General features: G+C 71.3%; 12 protein-coding genes. 9 read left to right on the top strand and 3 right to left on the bottom strand.

Features of this window, described 5'->3' with window-relative positions; all coding sequences use genetic code 11:
- Positions 1-134 precede the first annotated feature (134 nt).
- The 5 genes from OG371_RS38095 to OG371_RS38075 all read left to right on the top strand — a co-directional run bounded on the left by OG371_RS38095 (position 135) and on the right by OG371_RS38075 (position 5,341).
- A complete protein-coding gene (locus tag OG371_RS38095; protein ID WP_329060969.1) occupies positions 135-788 on the top strand; it encodes a GntR family transcriptional regulator in 654 nt (217 codons plus the stop codon).
- Positions 789-801: 13 nt separating this feature from the next.
- Positions 802-1,506: a 4-carboxy-4-hydroxy-2-oxoadipate aldolase/oxaloacetate decarboxylase gene (locus OG371_RS38090; protein WP_329060967.1), complete on the top strand. Its 705-nt coding sequence runs from the start codon at positions 802-804 to the stop codon at positions 1,504-1,506.
- Entirely contained in the window at positions 1,503-2,558 is a 1,056-nt protein-coding gene (locus tag OG371_RS38085) for a 4-oxalomesaconate tautomerase (RefSeq protein ID WP_329060965.1), read from the top strand. The genes OG371_RS38090 and OG371_RS38085 overlap by 4 nt, the downstream gene beginning before the upstream one ends.
- Positions 2,559-2,788: 230 nt before the next feature.
- Positions 2,789-3,991 (top strand): LLM class flavin-dependent oxidoreductase, encoded by a 1,203-nt coding sequence (locus tag OG371_RS38080; protein ID WP_329060962.1) that lies wholly within the window; start codon positions 2,789-2,791, stop codon positions 3,989-3,991.
- A 12-nt stretch (positions 3,992-4,003) separates the two neighbouring features.
- Entirely contained in the window at positions 4,004-5,341 is a 1,338-nt protein-coding gene (locus tag OG371_RS38075) for an NtaA/DmoA family FMN-dependent monooxygenase (RefSeq protein ID WP_329060960.1), read from the top strand.
- Between the two features lie 82 nt (positions 5,342-5,423).
- Here OG371_RS38075 and OG371_RS38070 read toward each other — a convergent pair whose 3' ends face one another.
- Positions 5,424-6,020, bottom strand: coding sequence for a hypothetical protein (locus tag OG371_RS38070; RefSeq protein ID WP_329060957.1), 597 nt, complete (start codon positions 6,018-6,020; stop codon positions 5,424-5,426).
- A 112-nt stretch (positions 6,021-6,132) separates the two neighbouring features.
- Positions 6,133-6,675, bottom strand: coding sequence for a hypothetical protein (locus OG371_RS38065; protein ID WP_329060955.1), 543 nt, complete (start codon positions 6,673-6,675; stop codon positions 6,133-6,135).
- Between the two features lie 1,383 nt (positions 6,676-8,058).
- On the opposite strand from OG371_RS38065, the gene OG371_RS38060 reads away from it, so the two are divergent.
- From OG371_RS38060 to OG371_RS38045, 4 genes are read left to right on the top strand one after another with little or no spacing between them, the layout of a single operon-like run.
- Entirely contained in the window at positions 8,059-12,102 is a 4,044-nt protein-coding gene (locus OG371_RS38060) for a Pls/PosA family non-ribosomal peptide synthetase (protein ID WP_329060953.1), read from the top strand.
- Positions 12,099-12,767 carry a BPL-N domain-containing protein gene (locus OG371_RS38055; protein ID WP_329060951.1) on the top strand — a complete coding sequence of 223 codons (669 nt, stop codon included), beginning with the start codon at positions 12,099-12,101 and terminating at the stop codon, positions 12,765-12,767. The genes OG371_RS38060 and OG371_RS38055 overlap by 4 nt, the downstream gene beginning before the upstream one ends.
- Positions 12,764-13,978, top strand: coding sequence for a heparan-alpha-glucosaminide N-acetyltransferase domain-containing protein (locus OG371_RS38050; RefSeq protein ID WP_329060949.1), 1,215 nt, complete (start codon positions 12,764-12,766; stop codon positions 13,976-13,978). The genes OG371_RS38055 and OG371_RS38050 overlap by 4 nt, the downstream gene beginning before the upstream one ends.
- Entirely contained in the window at positions 13,978-14,727 is a 750-nt protein-coding gene (locus OG371_RS38045; RefSeq protein ID WP_329060947.1) for a BPL-N domain-containing protein, read from the top strand. Before OG371_RS38050 ends, OG371_RS38045 begins: the two co-directional genes overlap by 1 nt.
- An 8-nt stretch (positions 14,728-14,735) precedes the next feature.
- On the opposite strand, the gene OG371_RS38040 is transcribed toward OG371_RS38045, so the two are convergent.
- A complete protein-coding gene (locus tag OG371_RS38040) occupies positions 14,736-18,194 on the bottom strand; it encodes a carbohydrate-binding protein (protein WP_329060944.1) in 3,459 nt (1,152 codons plus the stop codon).
- Between the last annotated feature and the right edge of the window lie 205 nt (positions 18,195-18,399).

Raw genomic sequence — 18,399 nt, 5'->3', positions numbered from 1 at the left:
GCGTCGTTGCGGCCGGTGGGGTCTCCCGCGAGGCAAGGTAACTCGTCCGCGGAATCGTCACAAGAGTCGTCCACGAAATTGTTGACAATCTTGTATGGGATGCTTAGCGTCAGTCATCGAGGAGAGGAGCCGGGATGCCCACCACGCCGAAGGAAGGGGAGGCCGGGAAGCAGGCCGCGCTGGACGCCCTGCGGGCCGCCCTGATGGCGGGCGACGTCGTCCCGGGGCAGCGGCTGGTGGAGGCCGAGCTGGCCGAGACCTTCGGCGTCACGCGCGCGAGCATGCGCGCCGCGCTGATCGACCTGACCGCCGACGGGCTGGTGGAGCGCATCCCCCACCGCGGCGCGCGCGTGCGCGTGGTCTCCATCGAGGAGGCCGTCGCCATCACCGAGTGCCGCATGGTGCTCGAAGGACTGTGCGCGGCGAAGGCGGCGGAGAAGGCGACCGACGGCGACATCGAAGGCCTGCGCGAACTCGGCGCCCGGCTGCGGGCGGCGGTCGAGGACGGCGAGCCGATGAAGTACTCGGCGCTCAACCGCGAACTGCACCGCACGGTGCGCGAGATCGCCGGGCAGCCGGTCGCCGCGGAGCTGCTGGAACGGCTGCACGGGCAGATCGTCCGGCACCAGTTCCAGCTGTCCATGCGGGCCGGGCGCCCGCACGTCTCCCTCCCCGAGCACCTGGCGATCATCGAGGCGATCGCCGCCCGCGACCCCGAGGCCGCCGAGCGCGCGGCCCGGGCGCACCTGCGCAGCGTGATCGGCGCGCTGCGCGAAACCGAGAGCTGAGGGAGCTGCCTTCATGGGCCCAGTGGTGGTCACCGACGTCCCGCGCGCCGCGCCCGGCCAGATCGACGAGCTGGCCGGTTTCGGCGTGGCGACGGTGCACGAAGCGTTGGGACGCACGGGTTTCCTCGGCCCCCGGCACCGGCCGCTGCACCGCGGCCCGCGCATCGCCGGCTCGGCCGTCACCGCGCTGTGCTGGCCCGGGGACAACCTGATGATCCACGCCGCCGTCGAGCAGTGCCAGGCCGGCGACGTGCTCGTGGTGACCACCACCTCGCCCTGCACCGACGGCCTGTTCGGCGAGCTGCTGGCCACGTCGCTGAAGTCCCGCGGCGTGCGCGGGGTGGTCCTGGACACCGGCGTCCGCGACGTCGCCGAGCTGGCCGAGCTGGGCTTCCCGGTGTGGTCCCGCGCGGTCAGCGCGCAGGGCACGGTGAAGGCCACCGCGGGCGCGGTGAACGTGCCGGTGGTCGTCGGCGGCCAGACCATCCGGCCGGGCGACGTGATCGTGGCCGACGACGACGGTGTCCTTTGTGTACCGCGCGGGGACGTCTCACGCGGCGTCGCGGCGTCGAAAGCCCGTCTGGCCAAGGAAGAGCAGTCCCGCGCGGCGTTCCGCGCCGGCGAACTCGGCCTCGACCGCTACAGCCTGCGCGAGAAGCTCGCCGGGCTCGGCGTCCGGTACCTGACCGCGGAGGACTACGCCCGGGAGCAGGCGTGAGCGGCGTCCCCTGCCTGCTCATGCGCGGCGGCACGTCCAAGGGCGCGTACTTCCGCGCCGAAGACCTGCCCGCCGAAGCCGCGGCCCGCGATGACCTGCTGCTGCGGATCATGGGCAGCCCCGACCCGCGCCAGATCGACGGCATCGGCGGCGCGCACCCGCTCACCAGCAAGGTCGCCGTGGTCTCGCCGAGTCCCGACCCGGACGCCGACGTCGACTACCTGTTCCTGCAGCTCGGCGTCGAAGAGGCGACGGTGAGCGACCGGCAGAACTGCGGCAACCTGCTCGCCGGCGTCGGGCCGTTCGCCGTCGAGCGCGGCCTGGTCCCGTCCGGCGGTGAGCAGACCACCGTGCGGATCCGGATGCTGAACTCGGGCAGCACGGCCGTCGCCCGGTTCCCCACCCCCGGCGGCGTCGTGGAATACGGCGGCGACACGGCGATCGCGGGCGTGCCCGGCACCGCCGCGCCGATCGTGCTCGACTTCGCCGACACCGCGGGCTCTTCCGGCCACGGGCTGCTGCCGACCGGGCAGCTGGTGGACACTGTGGACGGTGTCGAAGTGACCTGTGTGGACAACGGCATGCCGGTGGTCGTCGCCCGCGCGGCCGATTTCGGGCTGACCGGCCGGGAAACCCCGGCGCAGCTGAAGGACGAGGCGTTGCGGGCGCGGATCCAGTCGCTCCGGCTGACGGCCGCGGAGCTGATGGGCCTCGGCGACGTCCGGGACAGCTCGGTCCCGAAGACCACCCTCGTCTCGGCCCCGTCCGACGGCGGCACGATCGGCACCCGCACCTTCATCCCGCTGGAGCCGCACACGTCGATCGGCGTGCTGGGCGCGGTCAGCGTCGCCACCGCGATCCTGCTGGACGGCGCGGTCGGCCACGACCTGGCGAAGCCGCCGCGCTCGTCCCGCATCGACGTCGAGCACCCCACCGGGCACCTGCAGGTCGAGGTCGAAGTGGACGGTGAGGCCAGCCCGCCACTGGTCCGCCGCAGCGGCGTAGTGCGCACGGCCCGGAAGCTGTTCGACGGCACCGTTTTCCCGCGCTGACCGCTGGTAAAAGCTCGTGAGTGTTTATGATGGTTAGAACCGTCATAAACACTCACGAGCCCTTCGCGGTGAGCGCTCGGACCTGCTCACCATCCGCGTCGACCTCGGCTGAGTCCCGCTCCCCGCGGTTATTCCCGCTTCCGCCAGATTCCCACCGGCTGGTAACCGCTGTCCGGGCTCCGTCTCCCAGCGCACACTGCTGGCACAGGCCCATGGGAAAGGACGCGCGCATGACAGGGGTTAGCGGACCACGGCTCGCCGTGGCCCTGGAGGGGGCAGGCTGGCATCCGGCGGCGTGGCGGGAGCCGGACGCGCGGCCCGCCGAGCTGCTCACCGCCGGCTACTGGACGGACCTGGTCCGCGAGGCCGAGGCGGCCAAACTGGACTTCGTCACGTTCGAGGACTTCCTCTCACTGCGGGCGGACGCCCGCGCCGAGACCGTCGAGGACCGCGACGACGTGGTGCAGGGCCGCCTCGACGCGGTGCTGATCGCCTCGCGCGTCGCGCCCCTCACCTCGCGCATCGGCCTGGTCCCGACCGCCGTCGTCACCCACACCGAGCCGTTCCACCTGTCGAAGGCCATCGCCACCCTCGACTACGTGAGCAGCGGCCGCGCGGGCGTGCGCGTGCAGGTCTCCGGGCGCGCCGACGAGTACCGGCACTTCGGCCGCCGCGAGCCCGGCGCGTTCCACCTGCCCGACAGCGCGGAGCCGGACAAGCCGAGTGCGCTCGCGGACCTGTTCGACGAGGCCGCGGACTACGTCGAGGTGCTGCGCCGCCTGTGGGACAGCTGGGAGGACGACGCCGAGATCCGCGACGTGGCCACCGGCCGGTTCGTCGACCGCGAGAAGCTGCACTACATCGACTTCACCGGCCGCTGGTTCTCGGTGAAGGGCCCGTCGATCACGCCGCGGCCGCCGCAGGGTCAGCCGCTGGTCACCGCGCTGGCGCACGCCGCCGTGCCGTACCGGCTGGCGGGCCGTTCGACTGACTTGGTCTACGTGACGCCGTCGGACCGCAGTGGTGCCGCCACGATCGCCGGCGACGTCCGCGCCGAGCAAGAACGCGCGGGCCGGGCCGACGAGACCCTGCACGTTTTCGGTGACCTGGTGGTGTTCCTCGACGAGACGGCGCAGGCCGCCGCCGACCGCAAGGCGCGCCTGGACGAGCTGGCCGGCGCCGAGTACACCTCCGACGCGACGGTGTTCACCGGCACTCCTGCCGAGCTGGCCGACCTGCTGCTCGACTGGCACGCCGCGGGCCTGTCCGGCTTCCGGCTGCGCCCGGGAGCGCTGCCGCACGACCTGACGGCCATCACCCGCGGCCTCGTCCCCGAGCTGCGCGGGCGCGGCGCCTTCCGCAGCAAGTACGAGGCCGAAACGCTCCGCGGGCTGCTCGGCCTGCCGAGGCCCGCCAACCGCTACGCCGCCTGAGGAGGATTCCTGATGACCAAGCCCCTGAAGCAGATCCACCTCGCGGCGCACTTCCCCGGCGTCAACAACACCACGGTGTGGAGCGACCCCGAGGCCGGCAGCCACATCGAGTTCAGCTCGTTCGTCAAGCTCGCCCAGACCGCCGAGCGCGCGAAGTTCGACTTCTTCTTCCTGGCCGAGGGCCTGCGGCTGCGCGAGCAGAACGGCGAGATCTACGACCTGGACGTGGTCGGCCGGCCGGACACGTTCACGGTGCTGAGCGCGCTCGCGGCCGTCACCGAGCGGCTGGGCCTGGCGGGCACGATCAACTCGACGTTCAACGAGCCGTTCGAGGTGGCGCGGCAGTTCGCCTCGCTGGACCACCTCTCGGCCGGGCGCGCGGCCTGGAACGTCGTGACGTCGTGGGACGCATTCACCGGCGAGAACTTCCGCCGCGGCGGATTCCTGCCGCAGGACGAGCGCTACTCGCGGGCCGAGACGTTCATGCGCACGGCATGGGAGCTGTTCGACTCCTGGCGCGGCGACGAGGTGCTGGCCGACAAGGCCGCCGGCCGCTTCCTGGCCGACGCGCACGCCGGCGCGTTCTCCCACCACGACCGGCACTTCGACATCGAGGGCCGGTTCCCGGTGCCGCGCAGCCCGCAGGGCCGCCCGGTGATCATCCAGGCCGGCGACTCCGACGAGGGCCGCGAGTTCGCCGCCGCCACCGCCGACGCGATCTTCACCCGCCACGGCACGCTCGAAGCGGGCCAAGCGTTCTTCAGCGACGTCAAGGGCCGCCTGGCCAAATACGGCCGGACCTACGACCAGCTGGTCATCCTGCCCGCGGCGACGTTCGTCCTCGGCGACACGGACGCGGACGCGCAGGAGAAGGCCCACGAGGTTCGCCTGCAGCAGGTCAGCGAGGCGACCGCGATCAAGTTCCTCGAGCAGCTCTGGAACACCGACCTCAGCGCGCACGACCCGAACGGCCCGCTGCCCGCGTTCGACCCCACGGTGGGCGAGAACAAGATCGCCAAGGGCCGCGCCAGCGTCCGCATGTACCGCGACCCGGTCGCCACCGCGCACGAATGGCGTCAGCTCGCGGAGGCGAAGAACCTCTCCACCCGCGAGGTGATCATCGAGGTCACCGGCCGCCAGAACTTCATCGGCTCCCCCACCACCGTCGCCACCGCCATCAACGACCTGGTCCAGGCCGACGCCAGCGACGGGTTCATCCTGGTCCCCCACGTCACGCCGGGCGGCCTGGACGAATTCGCGGACACGGTGGTCCCGCTGTTGCAGGACCGGGGCGTCTTCCGTACCGAGTATTCGGGCCCCACCTTGCGTGACCACCTGGGCCTGCCCTGACCCCGGAGTGCGGGCAGCCCCCTCTTGGCCGGGGCCGCCCGCACTCCCGGCCGGTCCACTTCGGACGGTCCGCCGGGGACCGCTACTCCGCCGGCACCTTGCCGGCCGGGCGACGGGGCTTGAACGGCAACCGGGCCGCGTAGCAGACCCATCCGAAGATCATCAGCAGGTCGACGATCGCGGTGCCGACGCTCACGCCCAAGTCGATCTCATCGGGCCGATGCAGGCTCACCACCGCCGCCGGGTCGGCGACCACTTCGACCGTCTTGCCCGGCTTGTCGCCGTTCACGGCCACGATGCCACGCTGCCCGTCCGGCGTGACGACGACCAGCGCGTTCCGTGTGTACTTGCTCGGCGCCGAGAACTGCTCCTCGGTCCAGCTGGTGGTGTAGCCGGTTGCCCTGGCCTGCACCTGCACACCACGCGTCTCCAGGATCAGGCCGTTGATCCCGGAGAACCCCGTCATGAAGATCATCACCACGTGCAGCCCGGCGACGAAGAGGCCCAGCAGGGCGATCACCCCGGCCCGGGCCAGGATCGCCGGGAGCACGAGGATCAGCACCGCGCTGAGCCAGATCAGCAGCGTGCCGCCACTGCCCTGGAACACGTCCAGCGCGACGCCGAGCCAGGTCGCCGCGAGTATCACCAGCGTGGTCAGCACCGTCCGCACCCAGATCATGGGCGAATGGTAACGACGAGATCGCCCGCGGAATCGGCGCCACCCCGAGCCGGGACGGCCCCCGGCCGGAACGATCCACAGTGGACAGCACCGGCAGCGGGCCGCGCCGGGATCAGCCGATGCCGAGCACGGACTCGGCGGTGGTCCAGTCGGTCAGCATCGCGTGCTGGGCGGCGGAAAGGGTCGCTTGGCCGGCGCAGACCGCCTTCTTGACCGCGTTTTCGACGGAATCCTTGCTGTAGGAGTTCTTGCTCCCCGAGTGCGGCTCCGGCCACAAGTTCTTCGGATCGCGCGGCGAACCACCGAGCTCGAGCGGCAGGAAGTGGTCCTCTTCGTAATCGGCGAGGCTGGTGTCGCTGTAGCCGTAGTCCGCGATTCCCTGCACCTTCAGGGGGTTGGTGTACGACGTGGGCGGACGGATCGTGGACGTCCAGCCGGACACGCAGATCGTCGAGTTGATGGTGGACTGGGTGACGTCCGGATTGGTCACGCCCGGCGTGCAAGCGGGATCGGGCAGCGGCAGATAGGACTGCGAGCACGACGCCGACGGCGACGCGGCGGCGACCGGGGCGGCCTCCGCGGCCGGAGCGGTCAGCACCACGGCGACGGCCAGGGCCGCGACCGGGGCGGCTGCGCGCAGCAGGGAAATCGACATCGGAACTCCTTCCGAGCCGGCCGATTCCGGACACAAAGGACCGGCGCCGGACTCGACGGTGGGGACGGACGTCCCGAGCGCGATATCCGCGCCCGAGGTGCGCAAAGGATCAGCCCCGGCCGCGCGTGATCACCACCTACTACCGTAGGAATATGTCGGAAATTTGCCGGTAGATAACCTTCGCCGTGGCGAATTAACCAATCAGGCAGATTGCCGACACAGCAGGGCAATCACCCGGCCAGAAACGGGCCACCACGCCCTCGGACGACGCCGCCGATCGCGACCGCTCTGGCCGTTTCACGGCCGTTGTCCGTTGCAGGGCAATCGTTCCTGCTGCGTGTCTTGTCCAAGCAGCACACCTGAAACCACTGGGACGATCGACTTCCGAACTGCGAAAAGGCCCGAATCTCGCTTTCGCGCGGCCTCCGGTGGCGGCTTTTATCCGGCTGACAAACCCGGCAACCAGGCGAATATGCCGACATTTCCTCGCGAACGTCCGCTATTGCCGATGAAAAGGTGAACGGAGCCTGGCGCTACCGCCGGGGGCAGCTTTCGCTCGCGGCGCGCCTCGTATCCTGCGGCGATGGTCGCCCGATGACAGCTCCCGGGCCACTGCGCCGCTTCGAACCGGGTCGGGGTCCAGCGTCGGCCATGCCCAGCGGGCTGCCGCGACCGCCGGCGCACATCGCCCGCGATTGGAGGACGTGCGGCACCCCGATAGAGCGAGCAGCTCCGGATGGGTCGCGGCGGGTCCGACAGTCAGGTGCTCCCGTCGACGGAAGGCCGTGCGCCGCGAGCCTGTGCGTCGCAGCATGTGCCCAGTCCCAGTCCCGGCGCCGCAGCCGGACCGGTGCGGCCGCTCGTCACGTCGCCCGGGAAGAGCCGCGCGGATGGCGTGCAAGTCCGACATCCTCGATGACCACTGACCGGGAACCCCGAGCACGGACTCGCCACAAGCAGTGATCTTCCCCACCGACCTCCGTTACCAGCTCGCACCCGCCGCGCGATCGGACGGTCACTCACCGCACCCACAGCCGGCACACAGGCTTTCACAGGCCGGACACAGCAAATCGCGCGTACCTGCTTTAACGCGGTTTCCCGAACGTTTCCCCGACCGTTTTCCCGGCCGCACAATCTGACCCCCAGGCCAACTACCGGCAAAATTGTCACCTAACGCGATCGGATTCGCGAGGCACTCAGCCAGGCCGAACCGGTGACAACCAGGCGTAACGACCGATCTCACCCGACCGGGCGCCGTTGGTGCTGATCCGGGTGACCCCTATGCTCGCGCCGACGACTTTCCGAGATCTTCTCCGGCCTGTAACACCGACGAATGAAATCTCGATGGGGACTGTCGTCGACCGAATTCCACCGACGAGGGGCATGGGTTTCGTGTATCAGGGAATCGCCGGGATCGAGCTGGACCTCAATTCGGAACTCGACCCACCGGCACTTGTTCCCGATACTTCCGTTATTCCCGATTTTCCCCGCGCCGCGCCCCGAAGACGACTCCACCACGTCTTCGAAGCCACCGCGGACCGGGTTCCGGGTGCCTTCGCAGTCGACTGCGAAGGCACCACCGTCACGTACGCCGAACTGGACGCCCGCGCGAACCGGCTCGCCCACCACCTCCGTGAACGGCTCGGCACCGGCGCGCGGATCGCGATCCTCGTGCGGCGCTCGCTCGACACGTACGTTTCGCTGCTGGCAGCCGGGAAAGCCGGCGGCGCCTTCGTGCCGATCGACCCGGCCTCGCCGCCGGACCGGATCGCTTACATCACGGAGGACGCCGGGGTCGACCTGCTGCTGACCACCGCCGATCTGGCCGCCGACGCGGTGCGGGCGGCCGAGGTCGGCTGCGCGGTGCTGGAACTGGACACCGCGGCCGACGTCCTCGCCGCGGCACCGGCGCACCGGCCCGAAAGCGCCGAACTCCAAGCCCACGACGACGAAGACCCGGTCGCCTACGTCATCTACACCTCCGGCTCCAGCGGCCGGCCCAAGGGCGTCGAGGTCGCGCAGTCCAGCATCACCAACTTCCTCGACGTCGTCCCGCGGATCTACGACGTGCGCGAGACCGACCGCGTCTACCAGGGCATGACGATCTCCTTCGACTTCTCCATCGAGGAGATCTGGCCGACCTGGTCGGTCGGCGCGACGCTGGTGGCCGGCCCGAACGACTCGCGCCGGCTCGGCGGCGAGCTGGCCGACTTCCTCGAGTCGGCCCGGGTCACGATGCTCTACTGCGTGCCGACGCTGCTGGCCACGATCCCGCGTGAACTCCCGCTCCTGCGCGGGATCCTGGTCGGCGGCGAGGCCTGCCCGGGCCAGCTGGTCGACCGCTGGAGCCGCCCCGGCCGGCGGATCCTCAACACCTACGGCCCGACCGAGGCCACCGTCACCGCCACCTGGTGCGAGCTGCTGCCCGGCCGGCCGGTGACCATCGGCAAGCCGCTGCCGACTTACTCGGTCGTGCTGCTGGACGAAGACCGCATGCCGGTGCCCGACGGCGAAGTCGGCGAGATCTGCCTCGGCGGCCCCGGCGTCGCGCGCGGCTACGTCGGGCGCCCGGAGCTGACCGCGGACCGGTTCATCGAGTACCCCGGCGGGCGCCTGTACCGGACCGGCGACCTGGGCCGCTGGACCGCCGACGGGGACGTCGAGTACCTCGGCCGGTCCGACGCCGAGGTCAAGATCCGCGGCCACCGGGTCGATCTCGGCGAGATCGAGAGCGTCCTGATGGAGGACCCGGACATCACCGAGGCGGTCGCCGCGATGAAGCCGGTGACCGAGGACGGCGAGCCGGAGCTGGTCGCGTATGTGGTGTGCGGCAACGGAGACCGGGGCGAGGAGCTGGTCCGGCGGCTGCACGCGGCCGCGCGCGACCGGCTGCCCGGCTACATGGTCCCCGGTTACCTCGACTTCCTCGACGCGCTCCCGGTCATGCCCAGCGGCAAGGTGGACCGGCCGCGGCTCCCGGCGCCGACCGGACGGCGGCTCGCGTTCACCAGCGGCCCGGTCGTGCCGCCCGCGAACGAACTCGAAACGCAGGTCCGCGCGGCCTGGGCCCAGGTGTTCGGCATCGAGGAGGACAGCCTTTCGGTGGAGGCGGACTTCTTCGCCGACCTCGACGGCCACTCGCTGCTGGCCGCGCGGGTCGTCTCCGCGCTACGGCAGCAGCCCGCCGGGGCGAACACCGCCGTGCGGGACCTCTACTCACACCCGACGGTCCGCGGGATGGCCACGCTGCTCGCGGATACCGGACGTCCCGCGGCCGAGGTGCCCGAGCGCCCGGCGGCGATCCGCCACCGCGGCCGCCGGATCGCCGGGGCCGGGGTCTTCCAGCTCGTCGCGATCTACCTGCTGCTGCTGGTGATCACCCTGCCGGTGTCCTATGTGTACACCCAGAACGACGGTGACGTGTCGGTGGCGGTGCTGGTGCAGCTGCTGATCGCGATCCTGGTCAGCTACCTGGGCGTGCGCTGGCTGGTGCCGCTGCTGCTGGCCCGGCCGCTGGCCGCCGGGATCCGGCCGGGCCGGTACCGGCTGTGGGGTCCGACGTACCTGCGGCTGTGGCTGCTGGACCTGATCCTCGCGATCGGCCCGATGCCGGTGGTCAGCGGCTCCCCGCTGATGCCGGCGTACCTGCGGCTGCTCGGCGCGCGCGTCGGCGGCCGCAGCACGATCGCGACCAGCTCGATCACCCTGCCGCCGCTGGTGCGCATCGGCCGCAACGCCTCGATCGGTTACGGCGTGGTGCTTCGGCCGTGGCGCGTGGCCGACGGCTGGGTCACGGTCGCGCCGATCACCGTCGGCGACAACGTCTTCGTCGGGGCGAACGCGGTCCTCGAGCCCGGGTCGACGCTGGAGGCGGGCGCCGCGCTCGGTGAGCAGTCCGTGCTCGGCGAGGGCGGCACGATCCCGGCCGGGCAACGCTGGAGCGGCTCACCGGCCGAGCCGGCAGCGAAGCTCGAACGGGCCACGGAAACCATGCTGGCCGCCGAAAGCCGGATGCGCGGCTGGCGCTTCGACCACTACCTCGCCGCTTTCGCCGGGCTGCTCGGCCTGGAGGTCGGCGCGATCGCGATGATCATCCCCGGCGTCGCGCTGGTCTGGTGGGCGCTGCTGAACTACGGCGTCCTCGCCGGGATCGTCGCCACGCTCGCCGCCGGGCCGGTCTTCGTGGTCACCGTGTGCGTAGTCGTCGCGGCCGGCAAGCGCCTGGTGCTCCCCCGCGTCCCGGTCGGCATCCACCCGGTGCGGACCTGGCTGGGCGTGCGCAAGTGGGTCTCGGACAAGCTGCTGGAGTTCAGCCTCCAATTCACGAACTCGTTGTACGCCACGCTGTACACGACGCCGTGGCTGCGCCTGCTCGGCGCCCGCATCGGCCGTCGCGCCGAGGTCTCGACCGCCGCGCACCTCGACCCGGACCTGCTGACGCTGGGCGACGAGAGCTTCGTCGCGGACATGGCCAGCGTCGGCTGCGCGACGTTCGCCAACGGGCGGATGGCATTCCTGCCGACCGTCGTGGGCAGCCGGGCGTTCATCGGCAACGCCGCTTTCGTCCCGGCGGGCTCCCGCCTCGGCGACGGCTCCCTGGTCGGCGTCAGCACGGTCCCGCCGCACGACGGGGTGCCGGACGGCACGTCGTGGCTCGGCGCCCCGGCCATGCACCTGCCGCAGCGCCAGGACAGCGGCTCGTTCCCGGAGGAGCAGACGTTCCGGCCGCCGCGCCCGGTGGTGGCGCATCGGCTGGCGGTCGAGTTCTGCCGCGCCACATTGCCGGCCGCGCTGCTCGGCGTGAGCTTCTACCTGTACCTCCTCACGCTCTCCGGGCTCGCCGAGGGCAACGACCTGCCCATCCCGGCGTTCGTCTCGCCGCTCGTCGCGATCGCCGCGAGCCTCGCGGTGATCGCGTTCTGCGCGGCCACGAAACGGAATCTCATCGGCAGCTACCGCCCGCGCGTGGAGCCGCTGTGGAGCAAGTTCGTCCGCCGCGCCGAGCTCGTCACCGGGCTGTACGAGGCCGCCGCGATCCCCGCCGGGATGGAGATGCTCGTCGGCACGCCGTTCCTGCCGCCGCTGCTGCGCTGGTTCGGCGTCTCGGTGGGGCGCCGGACCTGGATCGGCACCACCTACCTGACCGAGTTCGACCTGGTCCGGATCGGCGACGACGCCTGCGTCGGCACCGAGTCCTCCCTGCAGACCCACCTCTTCGAGGACCGCGTGATGAAGATGTCCTACGTGACCGTGGAGCCCGGCGCGACGGTCGGCACCCGCGCGATCGTGCTGTACGACGCCGTGGTCGGCGAGGAGGTGTCGCTGGGTTCGCTGTCGCTGCTGATGAAGGGCGAGCACCTGCCGCCCGGCACGCGCTGGCACGGGATCCCCGCGCAGGGCCTGAGCGCAGTAGGGGCCGTCTCGTGAGCCAGCCGCTCGCCCTCGTCTACCGAGGACCGGCCACAGTGGACGGCTGCCCGGAGGCCGTCGCCAAATTCCTCCGCGAAAGCCCGTGGGAGTTCGACGTCCGCTACGTCGGGCCGCGTGAGCGGATCCCGTTGGGACAGTCCGCTTTGGACACCGCGACGCTGTACGCGCAACCGGGCGGCGGGACGTTGAAGAAGGCGTTCAAGCACCTGCGCAAGCACAGCGAAGACGTACGTTCCTTCGTCCGCGGAGGAGGACGGTACCTCGGGTTCTGCCTCGGCGGTTACCTCGCCGGCGCGACACCCGGATTCGACCTGCTGCCCGGCGACACCGACCAGTACATCGGCTCCGAAGACGCCGAGCTGGACACCGACGGCAACGCGCTGATCGACGTCCGCTGGCGCGGCCGGCGCCGGACGCTGTTCTTCCAGGACGGCCCGTACTTCTGGCTACGCGAGGGCGCCGAAGCCGACGTGGTCGCGACCTACCGCAACGGCCTGATCGCCGCGCTGGCCGTGCCGTTCGGGGCCGGGCGGGTCGGCGTCGCGGGCCCGCACCCGGAGGCCACCGAAGACTGGTTCACCGACGCCGGTCTCGCCGTGCCCGCGCCCGGGCAGGCCGCGGCGCACGAGCTGGTCGACGCCGTGATGGCGAGCGGCCGGTGAAGGCCCGGCTCGCCGGGGTCGACGCCACCCGCGGCGTCGCGCTGCTCGGCATGATGGCGGTGCACTCGCTGTACGAGTCCGACGCCCAGGGGCACCCGACCCTGTCGTTCGCTATTTTCGGCGGCCGCGCGGCGGCGACGTTCGCGGTGCTGGCCGGGGTCGGCATCGCGTTCATGACCGGCCGCCGCCGGGTGCGCGCCGCCAACGGGCTGCCGACCATCGCCGCGCTGGCCGCCCGCGCGATGGCGATCCTCGCGATCGGGCTGGCGCTGGGCTACACCGACGCGTCGCTGGGCGCGGTGATCCTGCCGTACTACGCGGTGATGTTCCTGCTGGCGATCCCGGTGGTGTTCCTGCCGACCTGGGCGGTCGCGATGACCGGCGCCGTCGTCGCCGGCGGGGTGCCGGTGCTCAGCCACTTCCTGCTCGCGCGGCTGCCGGAGGCCACGCTGCTGAACCCGACGCTCGGCTACCTGCTGGACCATCCGCTGGACCTGCTCTCCGAGCTGTCCATCACCGGCGAATACCCCGCGCTGCCGTGGATGGCCTACCTGTGCGCCGGCATCTTCCTCGGCCGGCTGACCCTCTCCCGGGTCAAGGTCGCGACCTGGCTGCTGGCCGGCGGGACCGCGCTCGCACTCGCCGCGACCACCGCGTCCTGGTTGCTGCTCAACCATTACGGCGGCCTGACGCAGATCCTCGCGACCATCCCGCAGAGCACCCTGACCGCGCCGGAGACCCAGGAGATGCTGGCCCTCGGCGGCGACGGCACCGTCCCCACCGTCACCTGGTGGTGGCTGGCCGTGGACGCGCCGCACACCAGCACCACGCCGGACCTGCTGGGCACCATCGGCGCCGCCGTCGCGCTGCTCGGGCTGATGCTGCTGGCCGGGCACGTCACCGCGAAGTGGCCCCGGCGGATCATCGCCGCCGTCCAGAAACCCTTGGCCGCGGCGGGAAGTATGACGCTCACGCTCTACACCGCGCACATCATGTTCCTGAACTCGGACTACGACGTCTACAGCGCGGACACCGGGTACCTGGTGCAGGCCGTCGCGGTGCTGCTGATCGGGCTGGCCTGGCGGGCCACCGCCGGCCGCGGACCGCTCGAAGCGCTGGTCGCCGTATTCTCGTCGCGCGCGCGACGGCTGGCCGAGTCCGGGTGGCGGCTGCCGAGGCTGCGGCGGGAACCCGCCGGGGAAGGAGCCTGATGGACCGGAGGCGATTCCTGCTCGGCGCCGGGGTGCTTACCGGCGCGGCGGGTTTGACCGCGCTCGGCATCGCGGTGTTCGAGCCCGCGCCCGATTCACGGCCGCTCGCGCTGGTCTACCGAGGCCCGGCATCGACGGAGGGCTGCCCCGAAGCGGTCGCCGCGCTGCTCGGCTCCCAGTACCGCGTCGCCTACATCGGTCCCGACGAGGACTACCCGCTCACCGCGCAATCCCTGGCCAAGGCCGCCGTCTACGCGCAACCGGGCGGCGGCAGCCTCGACCCGGCGTGGCGGAAGATGCGCGACCACGCCGACGACATCCGCGCGTACGTCCGGGGCGGCGGCAACTACCTCGGGTTCTGCCTGGGCGGCTACCTCGCCGGCGCGTCGCCCGGCTTCGCCCTCCTGCCCGGCGACACCGACCAGTACGTCGGCTCCCAGGGCGCGCACCTGCACTCGACCGACGACACCGTGCTGACCGTGACCTGGCGCGGCGCCCCACAGCAGCTGTACTTCCAGGACGGCCCGGTGTTCAAGCTGAACACCGGCGCCCCGGCCACCATCCTCGCGACCTACCCGACCGGCGCCGTCGCCGCCGCGGTCACCCCTTATGGCAAGGGAAAGGTCGGCGTCGTCGGCCCCCACCCGGAAGCCGACCAGACCTGGTTCCACGACGCCCACCTCGACAGCACCGGCGCCCTCCACCCGGAACTGGGCCGCGACCTCATCACCACGACGGTGGCCCGCTGAGCCGGTCGTCAGGCCGCGAACAGGCTGAGGTCGACCGCGTCGGCGATGGCCTGCAGGCCGGCTTCGTTGGGGTGCAGGTGGTCGCCGGCGTCGTAGGCGGGCAGGTAGCGGGTGGGGTCGGCCGGATCGTGCGTGGCCGTGTCCTGGTCGACGACGCCGTCGCAGCCGCTGTCCGGGCTGCGGACGAACGCGTTGAACGCCTCGCGCGCCGTCTCGCCCTGCTGCGTCCAATAGCCCGCGCCGTTGTAGGGCGTCAGGGTTGAGCACAGGAACTTCAGGCGTTGCTGGTGCGCCCGCGCCACGAGCTGCTTCGCCCCGGCGATGAGTTGGTCCGCGCCGGGCGGCGGGCTGGTGGACCCCAGGTCGTTGATCGGGTCGTCGGAGAAGATCACCCACCGGGCGCCGGGCTGGGCGAGCACGTCCCGGTCGAAGCGGTCGAGCGCGCTCGGGCCGGCGCCGTCGACGAGCAGGCGGTTGCCGCTGATGCCCTGGTTGAGCACGCCGACGGCGCGCCCGGCGCCGGCCAGCCGAGCCGCGAGGTCGTTGGGCCACCGGCGGTTCGAGTCGGTTGCCGAGGCGACGCCGTCGGTGATCGACGCGCCGAGCGTCACCACGGAGCCCTCGGCGGCGGGGTTCAGTACGTCCAAGTTGGTGAGGAAGAAGTAGCTGCCGATGGTCTGCGCGCCGGGCAGGGTGGTGTCGCCGCTGACGTCACCGGCGGCGGCATAGTTGGTCGCGTTGCCCTGCTGGTGGAAGGTCGACGGGCCCGTCGCATCGGGCAGGTACAGGCTGACCGCGACGTCCGACAGAGCCGGCACGGTGAACGCGACCGGGTCGCTCACCGCGAGTCCGCCGGCCGGGATCACGGTGCTCGCCTGCCCGCCGAAGGTGACCGGGCGGTCGGTGCCCGCCGTGATCGTCGAGCCGTCGGATCGTTGAGCCACATGGACATCCGCGATCGTCAGCGGCGCGGAGCCGAACGCGTTGGACACCTCGACGCGGGCGGACGGGCCGCCGATGCTCGTGTGCACCACCTGCCGGAGCGTCTGCTGGCCGAACGCCGCGCCACCGCTCTGCGGGGAGACCGACCAGGTGCCGGTCCACGGGTCCGCGGCGGCTCGGGCGAAGGCGGCAGCGAAGGCGAACGAGTTCAGGTTCCAGCCGCCGTTGTCCTGGTTCAGGGTCAGGGTCTGCCGGCCCGCGGGCAGGTCCGCGGTCGTGGTGACCGTGGTCCAGTTCTGCCAGCCGCCGGTCGCCGGGATGGCGACGGCTCCGGTGAGGTCGGCGCCCGACGAGTTGGACAGGTGCAGCGCGCCGGCGACCGCGGACGGGGCCGCGACGCGCAGGCTCACCGTGTACCGGCCCGCGGTCGCCACGTTCACCGTGTAGTGGAACCACTGCCCGCCAGTGGTCCAGCCGAGGTTGTCGCCACCGCCGGTGTCCGATGTGGACTCCAGATCGACGCCGTCGGGCCGGTAGCCGTTGGCGTTGCCGTTGGCCGAACTGACGTTGTAGGCGACGCCTTGGCCGCCCGTGTCGTAGTTCTCCGCCTGCACGGTGCCCGGGAGCGCGGGCGGGGTGCCGCCGTACGGTCCGTCCGTTGTGGGGTTCTGCCAGCTGTTGCCACTCACCGAAGCGGTGAAGCCGCCGGAGTTGTTGACGTACGGCGTGGCCCCCGCTCGCAGTCCGGTCACGCTGTTGCCGGTGATCGTGGCCGACCCGGTGGGCGCCGGGTAGAACGGCGGCGAGATCACGATCCCGTTGCGCCACGGCGAAGTGATCGTATTGTCCTGCAACTGGGTGTTGGTGGACTGGGAGAAGCCGACCGCGTCGTACACCGAGTCGGCGATGGTGTTGCCGGACGCGGTGACGTTGCTGACGGTGCCGGTCTCGTGGCCGTCCCCGCCGTTGCCGATGTGCAGCGCCGGCTGGCCCTGGTTGTAGGCATTGCCGCCGGAGCGCACGATCGTATTGCCCGACACGGTCGCCGAGGTCAGGTCGTTGCCGTTGACGCCGAACTTGCCGGCACCGAGGCCGATGTAGCGCGCGGTGTCGCTGATGTAGTTGTTCTCGACGTGGTGGCCGCTGCCGCCGTAGATCGCGACGCCCTTGCCGCCCCACGGCGCGATCGACGTGTTGCCGCTGACCGTGACGTTCGACATCGCGTTGTAATTAGTGGATCCGTTGTAGGCCACGGAGTTGATGGCGATCGCGTCGTCGCCGGTGCCGCGGACGAAGTTGTCCGACACGGTCAGGTCCTTGCCGGTGTCCGCGTTCAGCGCGACGTTGTTGACGTTGATGCCGTCGGCCCAGATCGCGGTGAGCCGGCTGTTGCGCACGGTGCCGCCGGTGCCCGACGCCCAGAAGCCGGACAGGGAGTGCTGGGTCCAGATGCCGTCGGCGACCCAGTTCGTGCCCGTGGTGTCCATCGCCCCGCCGCCGCCGAACTCCATGGCGCGCCCGGTTTCGCCCGAGTCGAGGTGGAAGTTCTGCACGGTGCACGAGGTCACCGAGAACGTCGCGGCCAGCGGGGTGTTGTTGGGCAGCGGCACGGCGCGGTAGATGGTGCTGTACCACATGCCGGCGCCGGCGATGGTGATCCCTTGGGCGTGCAGGCCGGTGGTGCCCTTGAGGTAGAAGGTGCCCGGCGGGATCCAGAGCGTCCGGCCCTGCGACTGGGCCTGGTCGATGCAGTTCTGGATGGCGCCGGTGCTGTCGGCCGCCTGGCCGTCCGGGGCGCCGTTGGTCGGGGTGTCGTCGGCGACGGCGCCGCAGCTGGTGATGGAGATCGAGCCGGCGGGCTGGGGCAGCGGCGCCGGCGGGTTCTCCACGTCCACGACGTCGACGTCGTAGAACGCCGCCGTGTTCGCCGCGTCCTTGACGAGCGAGAAGGTGCTGCCGGGCGCGATCGGGCTGCCGGTGAGGAACGTGTGCGACTCGTCGAAGAACACCCGCGGGTCGGCGTCGGCCGGGTTCTGGTCGTCGTTGCCGTTGTAGTTCGTGCCCTCGTAGATCCAGCTCTGGCGCGAGTTGACGTTGAGCGCCTGGCGGAACGTGCCGTTGACGTACAGGTCGAGCGTCGAGGCCAGGCCGGTGCCGGACGGTGAGTCCGGGATGCTGACGCGCACGTTGAGGAAGCTGATCGGCTGGCCGGTGTTGTTCGTCCAGCCCACTTCCTGGCCGGTGCCGGACAGGTGGGTGTACGCGTGCCCGGACGCTTCCAGCGCGGGGCTGGAGTACTGGGTCGTCGGCGCGGAGGTCAGCGACACGACGCTCGCGCCACCGCCCGGCGTGCCGCTTTCGGCTTCATAGCTGGTGAACGGCGTGGTCGCGCCGGCCGCAGCCGGGGCCGAGGGGCTCGCCGTGCGGGGTCCGGGGGCGGCTGCCGCGGTGCCCGGAACCCAGGCGATCACGGCCAGTGCGAGGGCGAGCATCGCTGTTCGGCGGGCAGGCGGGAGTGACGGCATGGGCGGGTCCTCGACGGTGAGGGGGTGTGGGAGAGAGTCCGCGTAGCGGGCCCAACGGTACGAGCATGGTCCGATGTTTGCAATGTCCGGACGTCATGAAGAAAATTTCGAACAGTCTGTTGGAAACTTCTAAGCGCCTTCTACCTGCGCAGATTACGCTCGGCGACCCTCCCGACGGCGTTTCATGGGTCTGGGAGACCTGGAC

The sequence above is a fragment of the Amycolatopsis sp. NBC_01480 genome (assembly GCF_036227205.1).
In the GTDB taxonomy this organism is placed as follows: Bacteria; Actinomycetota; Actinomycetes; order Mycobacteriales; family Pseudonocardiaceae; genus Amycolatopsis.
Note: the sequence above shows the minus strand (reverse complement) of the source record. Positions and strands in the feature narration are given on the sequence as shown.